This window comes from Nicoliella sp. ESL1106 (assembly GCF_058509965.1).
Genome location: NZ_CP196341.1, coordinates 424,350 through 437,281, shown reverse-complemented (window position 1 = coordinate 437,281; position 12,932 = coordinate 424,350). Strand labels below are relative to the sequence as shown.

Sequence of the window (12,932 nt, the reverse complement as noted above, 5' to 3'; positions counted from 1 at the left end):
TTGCGAGTGCGAGTAAAAAAGGTTTCGTTGACTGCATCTATCTATGGAAGCACGGGATCACTCTCGCGCTTGCGAGTAAAAGTATCACTGATTATCTGGATTTAGTGCCAAATGAGGATCACTCTCGCGCTTGCGAGTAAAAGTTTTTTGACTAGATAACCATTTTCAACTAATGAGGATCACTCTCGCGCTTGCGAGTAAAAGCCAATTTTGGACACATGTTTGTAGAACATAATAGGATCACTCTCGCGCTTGCGAGTAAAAGCCAATTTTGGACACATGTTTGTAGAACATAATAGGATCACTCTCGCGCTTGCGAGTAAAAGACGATGAAGAATCTGGTGGTGACCACTGCTTTAGGATCACTCTCGCGCTTGCGAGTAAAAGAAAGGTGGTGGTTTTGTGGGCGTTACGAATTTGGGATCACTCTCGCGCTTGCGAGTAAAAGTAGTTTAGTTGAAGATTTAGCCACTAAAGTTAGGGATCACTCTCGCGCTTGCGAGTAAAAGAGTCCCTGTATCAATTTCGCTGCTTAAGTAGTGGGATCACTCTCGCGCTTGCGAGTAAAAGGTATCTAATGATATTTCAGCACTTAATAACACAGGATCACTCTCGCGCTTGCGAGTAAAAGCAATGATTGCCATGCTGTATTGCTAACACTTGAGGATCACTCTCGCGCTTGCGAGTAAAAGAACAAAATTTTCAATCGCTTCAAACTTAGCGGGGGATCACTCTCGCGCTTGCGAGTAAAAGATCGTTGAAAATTATTATTTCACGAAGCGTCCAGGATCACTCTCGCGCTTGCGAGTAAAAGGCGATGCTTCAGCTTATGCGATTGCTAAGTATAGGATCACTCTCGCGCTTGCGAGTAAAAGATGTTCGCATTAGATACTCTTTATAAACTTCAAGGATCACTCTCGCGCTTGCGAGTAAAAGAAGATTACTTAGCAGGAATGAAGTATAAGGATAGGATCACTCTCGCGCTTGCGAGTAAAAGTTAAAAAGCCTTAGCGATGAAGAAATTGATGCAGGATCACTCTCGCGCTTGCGAGTAAAAGCTGCATAATCAACGTTCAAGCCTTCATTGAACAGGATCACTCTCGCGCTTGCGAGTAAAAGACTTAAAAAATACTGTTTTAATGGGATTCTTTTTTTAACTTATTGTAAAATCCATTTACTTTATTAGATAAAGCATATATTAATTTTACATCATCACCACCTCTATGTGGTACATTTTTATTTATTTCATATGATTTTAAAACGTTCTCTAACTTATAGCTATTAAGAAACATCTTTTCTCTTTTAACTAATTGTAATAAATCAATAATCTTATTTTCAATCCTATAATCGCCAACTTTAGAAAATGCGTGATTCAAAAATTTTAAATCAAAACTTATTGAGTACCCTACTATAACATTATCGCCAATAAAGTCTTTGAATTTATTTAAGGCATCTTCCAAATGCAATCCGTTATTAGTAAGAAGTGATTCATTAATACCAGTTAATTTAACAATTTCATTAGGAACTGAGTTATTTGAATTTATTAAAACATCAAATGATTCTTGTTTTCCATTTAAAATTTTCAACGCGCCGATTTCAAGTATATTATTATTTTTGAAATCTAATCCATCTGTTTCAATATCAACTACCACATAATTATAATTTTTATGATTATTTTTAGACTTAGCAATCCGATTTATTTTTAAAAATTTAGAAGCGTTGCTGAATCCAAACTTACTACTAGTTTCTTCTTGAGATAAAGGAATCATTACAAGTGGAATTCCATCATGAATAATTGCTTTTCTGGTCGTATTATAAGTTTCAAAATTATATCCAATTTCATTTCTGAATTCATAACTAATCGTCGCATTACCGTTTCCTATATTTTCAATAATCCGACTCCATAGTTTTTCACGAATTCTAGAATTAAAATTACCTACATACACACCCTGTGAAATTTCCTGCATCCATTTTGTTAAATCTCCTCGCAAAGAAGGTGGTACTTTTGAAAGTGTAACTACAGTCATTGGCATCTATACACCTCAATCATATTCATGATAAGAGACGCCGTGATCCACTAACTTATCCTTATCATCCCATAAGTGAATAGTCTCAGCATCAATACTCTCATCATCTTTGATACCAATAAGATATTGTAAATCTTTTACAATCTGTTTAATAATTTTTCCATCGATAAATGAATCTCTAATTTTTTGTCTAGTTAATTTTCCTATATCATCATCTTCTTTTAATTCTGAAACGATTTTAAAAGATATTGGAATCGTTAGTTCTGCCTTATACAAATCAGCAATATCATAAACAAAAGATAAATCATGACCAGTATGAACAAAGCCTAGCCCAGGAGACATCCCTAAACCAACAATCACGCTATATACTAATCCATACAGAGAGGTATTAGCAGCAGAAAGCGCTTTGTTAATGTCATTCCCACTATCAAAGTCTTTATAATCATAACTTCTACCGCTCCACTTAACATTAAATTCTTTTGATAAATTACGATAAACGGTTCTAACTCTTGCACCTTCTCTTCCCCTTAATTGCTGCATGGTCAAAGATGATACATCTTCTCCATCAAATCGCATTTGATACATTTTCCTTGCAACATCTAAACGCTTCCTAGTATTCGATACTAGCGCAGCTTGTTTCATAAGCATCCTACTACTATGTGATAAAGCCCTACCATGCGCATAATGTCTTACTCCTTGTTCACCAACCCAGATGACACTAGTGCCAGTATCACCAATCAACTCAATTGCACGGTGAGTTATATCCGTTCCTGGACCTAGCATTAAAACGCTAACCATAGCAGCAGGAACCTTTATTACTCCTCTATTGTCTGTAAACGTTATGGCATCATCTTGCCTATTTATTTTGGCATGTTCAAAATAGATAAAACTGATCCTATCGCCAACCCGCGGTAAATTTTGAATATCAATTTTATATAAACCGTTTTTGCTACTCAATTAAATACCCCCAAAAATCTCATTTTTTCAGAAACTCTCGCGTGTGCGAGAAATAAATGTAAACATAAAGATTACAACACTATAAAACAGGATCACTCTCGCGTGTGCGAGAGATAAAGTAGCATATTAACTATATAATAAAATTTGTAATTTTAAAATAAATCAATTTTAAATCAACTCTGGAACAATTGTCATTAAGCCACATCCATAAGCCTTACCGCTACCAAGTCCATTACATAAAACTTTTCTTAATAAGTTAACATCCCTTATTATTAAACGTCCCTCATAACAAACTTTTTTGAGATTTGCTTTACGTATATTCCATTTGATTTTTAAATCAGTGGCGCTAGTAACTGTGTACTCAGAATCAATCAAGTCAAAACCATTTTTTGTTGATCTGTTCTTTAAATAATTCAACTGTGACTCAGCACTTAGACAAGGTGATTTACGACCCCTTTTGCCAGAATTCTTACCAGTACTTTTAGAATAAATTGGATTTGCAACTAATTTGAATCTGGCAACCATTCCATTGGATATTTGATTTAAGAATTTATCATAATTAATCGTTTTAAAAGAACCAACGACTCCATATCTTTCTAATATCTCTTTATTTGGCTGACTTTCACTAACTATTAGTAACATTTTCTTTCCATATAGTGTGTCAATTCGCCATAGCTTCCGTGTTCTAATCTTGTTTTTAAATTCAATCGGAAAACTACTTTCAATCCAGCCGTGATATGATTCTAAGTTAGTTAAATCCTTAATTTTTTGATGATTTGAATCATCAATTTGAATTTTAGACAGATACATATTTTCCCTCCTATTCATTTTGAGAATTATTTTTAACTTCGAATATAATATGACTAACTGGTCTTAGTCGATAAGCTCTTCGATCAGAAGAATTAAAATCTGAATCAACCCTTCCTTGTGAAAATGACTCTGGAAAGTCTTTAACCATACTATGGTAATTGTTTTTCAAAAGATTAGAATCTGCCCAAATAGAAATTCTATTAGAATGCTTGTTACGATACCAATCAGAAGCTTGCCATTCTTCATCCTTTAAAGCATTGATAACATCATTATCAATTGGACTTTCTAAAATGTAGTCATAATTAACCGGTAACGATCTTCGACCTAGATATAGTGGAAAGTATGGATTTCTAAGTGAAGTATATATTTCTTCAATTAGTTCCTCATTATCGCTACCAATTGCTACAACAAAGACAGCGTCTTGCAGATAGTATCGATTAGTTACATAATTTTTGCTTTTTTCACCATTTGGCTTATAAACCGTAGCAATCTGATAATCACGTAAAATGTCACCAGGCTGATCAATCCTGACCGCAAAAGATAAATGATCTAGTTTTCGTAATTTTTTATCTTCATATCTTCGATAACCTAGTGATGCAGCAATCATTCCAATCACTGCACTTCTAGATGGAAAGCGATCAGTTCTTCGATTTTCAAAGTGAGACGAGGTTCCCCAGGATTGAAGTGGTCCAGAAAATTTTAATAGTATTGTTTGCAAACTAGGCGCCCCCTATTGATTTTATAATAATGATTCTAAATTTTTAGAAAGTTGGCCTAATAATTCATCTAAACTATCGAAATTGTCACCAATATTTTTATCAATACCGATTGTTAAAACTTGTTCAGGCTTATTAACCCATCTGTTAGCCTTTTCAAGTTCATTAGCCATTCTTTCAACTGATTTTTCTACAAATCCGTCATTTGAATAAACTGGTTTTTCAAATCCTGTTACCAAGTTAACTGGGCGATCATTTCTAATGGTCACAATTAAGGCTTGTGGTAAAGTTTCATTTGCGAAGGTGTTAATTTTACCAGTTGGCATTGATTTAACAAATCCTTCTACAAATAATCTAATTGCTTTAGCGGTCTTATCAGAATCACCTAATTGATTTAATAAATCATGAGCTGATACATTTGCATATCTGTATAGTGTAGATGAATTGTATTCAGTCGTCCCCAGCATCCCCGCTCCAGCATGTTCACCAGTTGAAAAATCATCAGTCGCTGTGAAGAAATCAAACTCAGTGTTAACAGCATGGGTTGAAATTGCGTGACTAACCTGAGCTGATGCATCGGTATTTAGGTTAGGATCATCGGCAACCATTCTTCCAAATAATGAAATATCAACGGCTGGGTTGTCTTTCATGATTTTTCTAAGTTCTTTATTATCATAATTACCTTCTAGGGCAGCTTGAGCTAATTTATTAGCTTGTTCATCCCCCATGAAGAAAAGAGCCTTTAATACTTTATGTTTCTTGCCATCACTCTCCTTAGAATCAGTCGTTTTAATTTTTAAATTCTTTAATAGTTCATCAGCTTTTTTTTGTGCATCCTCATCACTAACTTCTGGATTGATTGACTTAATTTTTCCAGCTAAGTAAGCAGGTAATTCAAGCGTTCTTACCCCTAATTCATTTTTATCTAAGTTTTCAACAAAATATTCTCTAATTACCTTTTTCCATGATTGTGAACTAACTCTTGATCTAGTAACGCCACCATAGACAGCAGTCTTGGGACTACCTGTATCATCACGGTTCAAATTTGAAGGTGGGACAGTTTCAATTGCATGGATGTCTACGTATAATTTAGTATTTGTCATTTTAATATCTCCCTTATCTTGCATAATATGATTGTGCCCATTGTAATTTTATTCTTTCTTGATTTTCTGGATTAACCAAGAACAGATTTAAATCCTTTGCTAATTGTGGGTAATTAACTCCATTATCAGTTTTTGATCTCATTATCCTAATTAAACTTCTTAAATGATTTAATAATTCATCGTAATTACTTGATGTAATCATAGCATTGAATCGACGATCGATAGCAGTTGAATCATTGTACACATGCCGTAAATTTTTAAGTGATTTTCCAATGTTATCAAAAGGATCTTTGTCTTTTGAATGATCACTCTTAAATAATGATTTTTTTATGCTTTCCAACTTATTGCTTAAATTCTTAGAATCATCAAATTCCAAGTTAATCAAACTACCTTCATTATCCAAGTAAGTTAAAAAATAATTATCTTTAGCAACCCTAACATTTAAGTAAATATCGTCAACATTTTCTTGAGAATTAACGGTTGTAGAATTTCCCTGCTGATGAATAGCATACATCTGTAATGTATTTAAAATTGCTTTTTCTTGATTAGTCATAATCCCATTACGACCTAAAAATGTTACAGGCAGTTTTTCAAGCATTAAACTTAAAATAACCCCATCCTTCATTCCAACATTGACTGAATTTCTAAACGCTGATAAAGCAGCTTTGGTAGTACTGCTTTGTAAATCATGTTCTAAAATTTTTATGATTGAACTAGTTACACCAAAAACACTCGGTTTATTCATTGGTACTTTCCCCCAATCTCTTCTTTATTGTTCCGATAAAAATCATGTAGAACGTTACAATGTTTTCCATGGATTTATCTTTTTCATTTTCTATCCCAGTTAAATCACGATTATTTAAAGGGTGCATCAATGATTTTGATATATCTATAAGAATATCTACTAATTCTTTTCTCCAAGCATAGGAGTAGGCGGTGGATTCAGTATCTGAAGTAATATTGGCTATCCATTCTTTAAACCGACTATCAACCTCAAAATAGGCTTGTTCTTCAATTAAATCATCTAAACCAGAGTTAGGAGTATTTCTAATTTTCATAACATCTCTAGCAAACATTTTCAAAATGTAAATACTCTTTTTGGTATTCTCTACTTCTGTAGAAATTTTACCAACCCACTTTTCAGGGCCCACTGCGTGCATAATCTCATCACGAATGTTGATTTCATCATATATTTCATCGTTAGGCATACTAGAAGCATCCCGATTATATGACATTCCAACAGCAGTAATTCTAACGTTTTCATCACTCACTATTTTTGCAACGGTAGGTCCATTAAACCAATTTATGATATCTGGATTCCTAGCTGGTGATTCAACAAGCGCACCGAACGATCTCCAAAATGATTGATTTTCATTGTGCCCTTTGGGAATTGTATTTCCCTTGTTATTCCCACTCTTTGGAATCTGCCATAGTGTCATCGGTTCGAATGTTATTTGACTTGGATCCATCTTGGGAAGTTGAACGGCGTTAATGACAACATCTTCCTTAGAAAGATCGGTATCAGGATCAATTTCAATTAATCTAGAGCAATTGGTGTACAGATCTGCAAGGTTGCTTGGATGGTTAGTTTTAAACGAATTCATCTTATCTTTGGTTGACCACTCCCAAATTGGCGTTTGCTCAATCCATTCTTCATCGTCCATCTTTAAATTTAACATTAATGTATGAAATAAATCAGTTGACTGGATATAAACACCACCAATTTCAAGTAACCATCCCTTACTAGCTGAATCCTTCATTCCCGGGAACTTAGCCTTATCACCAGTTCCGGTATATCCTTGAAATGTAATTAACCACCTAGCCAATGAATCATCAGTAAGCTTATTCTTAAAATCGTCATTAGTTGGTGCGAATAGGTCAGCCTTATTATTACTTTCAGAAATTAAACGGTTGATTAATTTACCACTAATAGATCCAACCTTTTTAATTCCATACTCTGATAGATTCGCCTTTGTAACCTGATAGAATGGATATTCATCATCGTATAAGTTAAACCTATCCCTTTGTGATTCTAGATACTCACTAATTGCATCCATTGGAAATTTTTCATGTTCCCAAATATCTAACCATATGTCACTTGGATAAACTTCATCATCTTCATCTATCTGATTTCCATCTACATCAAATCTCGAAAAAGTGGTATGCAGTATTGCTAATAATAACCTTAAAATTGCAAAATCCTGCGGAGCAGATTCTCCAGACAAACGCTTATAGTTATGTGCATTTTGAAAAAATTCAGTTAAAGAAACTTTTTCCAAGTCATTTTTATCATTTATTACTTTTAACCATTTCTCATCAAGTAGATTATACCTTCCCATCTCATCACTCCTTTTCGTACATAAGACCAAGCTTATGATCGTACTTTAATTTATAATCATTTAATTCAAATTGATTATTATCATCCAATAGAATGCCTAGTTGACCCTTAAGCCAAGATTGATTTTGCCATTTTCTCAAATGCGCATTGTTATACTTTTCCAATTCCCTAATCGTTCGATCAATATTATAATTTTGAGTAATCGGAAGTGGTAACTTAATTGTGTTAGTCGCAATTTCTTTAGCAACTGAAGGTTTTTCAATATCCTCTAATGAAATCTCCTTACCGTTAGATAGTTTATATCCAGATTCATTCTGCCAAAGCATCACTACTTCTACTGAATCTTCACCATCTCTGACTTGTGCCAAACCGTCAGCATCAGAAATGCTTGACTTATTGTTATTTAACCAACCTATTAAATTGGCTCTTTTGCCATATGTGTTTAACATATAACTCTTTGCTGAATATTCTTTGTCATTTTGCAAATTTTGATACTCTTTTTTGGCATTTTCATAAAAGTTCTTAAAATCAGCAGTGTAATTATCGCTATCCACATCCTCATCAAACGTACTTTCTTCGTCAAAATTATATACGTATTCAACTAACCTAGGAATATCAGTAGGAATTTCCATTCGAGATGGCAGAAAGTGCTGGGTCCGAAGTAGCAGAAAGTCACTATAAATAAAGGATGCTCCCGAGTCAAAATCATATTCAGTACTAGTTTGCATTAAATATAACTTTGGCTGCTTTAAATTAAGGGGCCGCTTGGAATCATTGGCGCGATGTCTTTGCAGTCTCCCCACTCTTTGAATTAATAAATCCATTGGAGCTAAATCGCTAAATAAAGCATCAAAATCAATATCTAAACTTTGCTCTAAAACCTGAGTTCCAATAATAATTTTGGCTTTGGGCCGTTTGCCATTCTTACCAATCATATTAATTAATTCGGATTCTTTTTTGGATCGATCAGTTGCAATAAAGCTGGAATGGATTAATTCGACTTGCTCTTCACCAAATGTTTCCATTAAATTTTTAGCAATCTTTTGAGCTCGTTTAACTGTATTTACAATTATTCCAATAATCCCACCATCTGAAAGTAATGTTTGAATGTTGGCCGATAAATCATCATCCTCAATTTTAATAATATCTATAAACCTAGATTCTTCATTACTAAAATCTGAAAATTGCTTTATTTCTTTACCTGAATTATAAGTTATGAGGGGATATTTAAATCCTGAATTATCTGTAACAGCATCTGAATCTTTATTATGATTACTTCTAACCTTACCCTGATATGCCTTGATCATTTTAGTTCTTTTACTGGAGGGCAATGTTGCCGACAATATCACAACAGGAACACGATACTTTCCAAGCCAATAAAGTGCCCGATAAAGGTATTGTTGCATGTACGCATCAAAACTATGGGCTTCATCAATGACCACTACCTTCTTGCTAAATCCTAAATGTCTAAGTTCTAGGTGCTTTTTCTTAAGGGCTAACAAGAGAAGCTGATCAATCGTTCCCACAACAAAGTCATCTAAAATTGCGGTTTTAGGTCCAGAGAACCATTCATTAACCAACACCTCGGCCTCAGCATTTTCATCAATATCGATATGGTGCGGTAACCTCGTAAAATTATCATTCAATGCAGATTTTCCATGAACTAACTGAATTTCTACATTCGAGTCCTCTGCAATTGCAATTTGTTTACACCACCGTTCAATCCGACCAAAAATGGCATTCGCGGTTGCCTGAGATGGAAGGGCCCAGAATAGACCATTTACATCATCCTTTAATGCTAACTGCTCGGTAGCAGCTAACGCAGCTTCCGTCTTTCCACGCCCCATTCCAGCTTCAACGATAACAATGTTAGTATCATCACTATGATCAATAATTTTAAATAATTTATCCTGAAATTCTCTCGGTTTGAATCCAAATCTTTCTTGATAGTAATCATCAGAATCATTGAAATTCTCAGGTGTCCATTGAAATGTCTCGAACCATTTTGACCAACCATTCTCATTTCTTTTAGAATCAGTTGGTTCAAATTGATCAATGTTAAACAACGGGAAATACTCCGAATTGCTTGAAATCCAGTCAGCCATCACTAATAACCCTTCTAAAATAACCTGCGAATTCAATCCATTTATCCTCGGAATTTCATTCCCAGCCGAAAATCCACTATTATCAAGAGCCCATTGAAAAAAAACATTTCTAGTTGATTTCCACGTATCTTTCACTGAATCATTAAAGTAATAATTCTCTTCAAACATATTCATTTGATCTTTGGAACTCCGATAATCATCTGACGGTTTACCATGATGTCCACCAATAATGAACCTAATTTCATCATTTACACCGTAATGATATAGAAGTGATTCTCCCGCTAGTGCATGGGGTGACTTATTATAATCAGGCTTTTGAATATTATTGCTATCAAAGAGTCCAGCTTTTATCAAACGATCATTGATCGTTTGATCTAAGTCTTTCAAGCCTTGATAACTTTTTTTAGCCTGAAACGCTGGAGAAGCCTTTCCAAAATCATGAGTTAACGCAATAAAACTAATTAGCTTCTTAACATCATCATTATCGGATGAAATTGAGTTTCTGATTAAAATCCTTTGGTTTTCACTTAAATAATGATCGTACAGCATATTAATAACAAATTTAGTATCCATCAAATGTTGACTTAATGGTAACCATTTGGGAAGTCCATCAATAGATAGTGATTTTTTGGCCCAAATTTTATTATTTGGTTTTATCATATATTCACCCCCCTTTCTTACATCACTATAAAACATTATATTTTATTCAAAATTATATTTCAATTAATATTACTCTAAATAATAAAAAAGGATAATTAGTACTAATTATCCTATCTCAACACCATCCCCAACACCGAAACAACCAATATAATCCCAAACATCACCGCATGAAACCGCTTATGATTCATCAACAACGCAATGTATTCACGAATCGTTGCGTTCGGTACAAAAAAGCGACTCGTTTTAGCACCAAGGCCTTGAATATTCAACCCTGCTTGTTGCGCATAGATTCCTGCTCTAAAGATATGATAATCGTTGGAGACATAAATCCCCTCGTTAAGCGGAATATGCATTGCTTCAAGGATCTTCTTCGAATACAACATGTTCTGCAGCGTCGTTTTTGACTGCTTTTCAGCGATTACGTGTGCTGCTGGAACACCCTTTTGAATGGCATAATCACGCATCGCTTGGCCCTCAGGCACCGTTTCATCGCCCCCTTGACCACCTGAACAGATCAATAATGGTGCATGGCCAGTCTTGGCAAGTACTTGATGATAAAACTGGATACCCTTATCAATCCGCGAAGCTAGTAATGGGGAAACTTGATCACCATTCAATAGTCCTGCTCCTAAAACAATAATGAACTGTTTGTCTAGTCGCAGTTTTTTGAACGTAAACAACGTTGCTGCGGCCATAAACGAAATCACACAGAATAGCACGTATAGGACGGATAAGATTATGAACGTATTAATGAATACACCAAGCGGTCCCATTCGATGTTTATCAAATACCAAGTTCACAATTGGAAATAAAAGCGTAATGACACCAATAAATAGAGTTAACATATTGGCTAACGTGTGGTTTTCGCGTCGCCAGACGATCCAAGCATTCCAGAGCCAAAAGAAACCCTGGAAGAAATAGATTAATGCTGCGATCAACACTAAGATTAAGAAAAAGATTACATACAAACGCACCAAAATCGAGTTATTAAAACTAAGGATCAAAATTGAAAGCGTAATAAAAACCCCACCAGCGGCAATTGTGGCTAAAAAACCATTTAGCAAGCGAACAGGGTTACTACGGTAACTTAAACATAGTAATCCAATAAATAAAACTGTAATCATAGCTGAAATCATGTAAACAGCGATTGGAAACACCCCTTCTTTTATGAATCTAATAAATTCATTTTAGCATAAAAAAAAGCCCCTCCAGATTAAGGAGAGACTCTTCTTCATTACATTACGTGTTCATTAATCTGCTTTATCTCTGGGCGGCGTTCTTTTTGAAACCCCGACGTCTTAGCGACCACGTATAATGGCCGTTCACGTGAAGTTTCAAAAATTCGGTAGAGATATGCACTCATAATTCCTAACATTAATAGGGAAATTCCGAATAGTTCAAACATTGATACGATCGCAAATTGCAAGGTTGCAAATCCGGTAAAGAGGGAGACTAAGCCGTAAATCAAACCGATTGCAATCATTAATCCACCAACGACGTTCACTAGTTTTAATGGTACATCTGAAAATGATGTGATTCCATTCATTGAAAGGTGCAACATTTTTGATAACGGATACTTAGTAGTTCCCGCCGTTCTTTCGTCACGTTCGTACTCAACTGCGGTTTGTTTAAAACCAACCCAACTGACCATCCCGCGAACAAAAGGATCTGGCTCATCCATCTTGGACAAGACCTTAACTACCTTGCGATCCATTAATCTAAAGTCACCCGTATCCAACGGAATATCGATATCAGCTAGTTTATGCAAAATCCGATAAAAAGCGGATGCACTAAATTTCTTAAACCAGCTTTCACCATCACGTTGCAGCCGTTTTCCATATACTACGTCGTAGCCTTCCCGCCACTTATTGATCATTGCAGGAATTACGGAAGGTGGATCTTGTAAGTCCGCATCCATCACCACGACTGCATCTCCAGATGTATAACGAATTCCTGCGGTAATCGCTAATTGGTGGCCGAAGTTCCGTGAAAATTGAACTAGGCGAATGTTGTCATATTGTTGTTCAGCTTCCTGAATAATTGTGGCACTCCGGTCCACGCAACCATCATCCACAAAAATTAATTCGTATTCTTCAGGTTGGCTGGCAACGTAGTTTTCTAAAATTTCAATCGTATGCTTAATTCCGGCTTCTTCATTGAACACCGGCAGGACAATTGAAATTAAAGGATTTTCAGTTCTTGCCATGCCCTAACCT

General features: G+C 35.2%; 10 protein-coding genes and 1 CRISPR repeat array. All 10 genes read right to left on the bottom strand.

The genetic code is table 11. From position 1 onward, the window contains the following. Positions 1-53: 53 nt before the first annotated feature. Positions 54-1,119: direct repeats of the CRISPR family, unit length 29 nt; unit sequence AGGATCACTCTCGCGCTTGCGAGTAAAAG. Between the two features lie 17 nt (positions 1,120-1,136). After that, positions 1,137-2,033 (bottom strand): type I-E CRISPR-associated endoribonuclease Cas2e, encoded by an 897-nt coding sequence (gene cas2e, locus ACSVI6_RS08750; protein WP_491721152.1) that lies wholly within the window; start codon positions 2,031-2,033, stop codon positions 1,137-1,139. A gap of 9 nt (positions 2,034-2,042) precedes the next feature. Further along, entirely contained in the window at positions 2,043-2,984 is a 942-nt protein-coding gene (cas1e, locus tag ACSVI6_RS08745) for a type I-E CRISPR-associated endonuclease Cas1e (RefSeq protein WP_491721151.1), read from the bottom strand. 168 nt (positions 2,985-3,152) lie between these two features. Then, on the bottom strand, positions 3,153-3,794 hold the full coding sequence (gene cas6e / locus ACSVI6_RS08740) for a type I-E CRISPR-associated protein Cas6/Cse3/CasE (RefSeq protein WP_491721150.1): 642 nt from the start codon (positions 3,792-3,794) through the stop codon (positions 3,153-3,155). A gap of 10 nt (positions 3,795-3,804) precedes the next feature. Next, a complete protein-coding gene (gene cas5e / locus ACSVI6_RS08735) occupies positions 3,805-4,512 on the bottom strand; it encodes a type I-E CRISPR-associated protein Cas5/CasD (protein WP_491721149.1) in 708 nt (235 codons plus the stop codon). Positions 4,513-4,533: 21 nt separating this feature from the next. Then, complete coding sequence (gene cas7e / locus ACSVI6_RS08730) at positions 4,534-5,613, bottom strand: type I-E CRISPR-associated protein Cas7/Cse4/CasC (RefSeq protein ID WP_491720156.1); 1,080 nt, start codon at positions 5,611-5,613, stop codon at positions 4,534-4,536. Positions 5,614-5,626: 13 nt separating this feature from the next. Continuing rightward, entirely contained in the window at positions 5,627-6,358 is a 732-nt protein-coding gene (casB, locus tag ACSVI6_RS08725; RefSeq protein WP_491721148.1) for a type I-E CRISPR-associated protein Cse2/CasB, read from the bottom strand. Continuing rightward, a complete protein-coding gene (casA, locus tag ACSVI6_RS08720) occupies positions 6,351-7,952 on the bottom strand; it encodes a type I-E CRISPR-associated protein Cse1/CasA (RefSeq protein ID WP_491721147.1) in 1,602 nt (533 codons plus the stop codon). The genes casB and casA overlap by 8 nt, the downstream gene beginning before the upstream one ends. Positions 7,953-7,956: 4 nt before the next feature. After that, on the bottom strand, positions 7,957-10,716 hold the full coding sequence (cas3, locus tag ACSVI6_RS08715) for a CRISPR-associated helicase Cas3' (protein ID WP_491721146.1): 2,760 nt from the start codon (positions 10,714-10,716) through the stop codon (positions 7,957-7,959). A 110-nt stretch (positions 10,717-10,826) separates the two neighbouring features. Next, positions 10,827-11,840 (bottom strand): YdcF family protein, encoded by a 1,014-nt coding sequence (locus ACSVI6_RS08710; RefSeq protein WP_491721145.1) that lies wholly within the window; start codon positions 11,838-11,840, stop codon positions 10,827-10,829. 110 nt (positions 11,841-11,950) lie between these two features. Beyond that, positions 11,951-12,922 (bottom strand): glycosyltransferase family 2 protein, encoded by a 972-nt coding sequence (locus ACSVI6_RS08705; protein WP_491717382.1) that lies wholly within the window; start codon positions 12,920-12,922, stop codon positions 11,951-11,953. Positions 12,923-12,932: the final 10 nt, after the last annotated feature.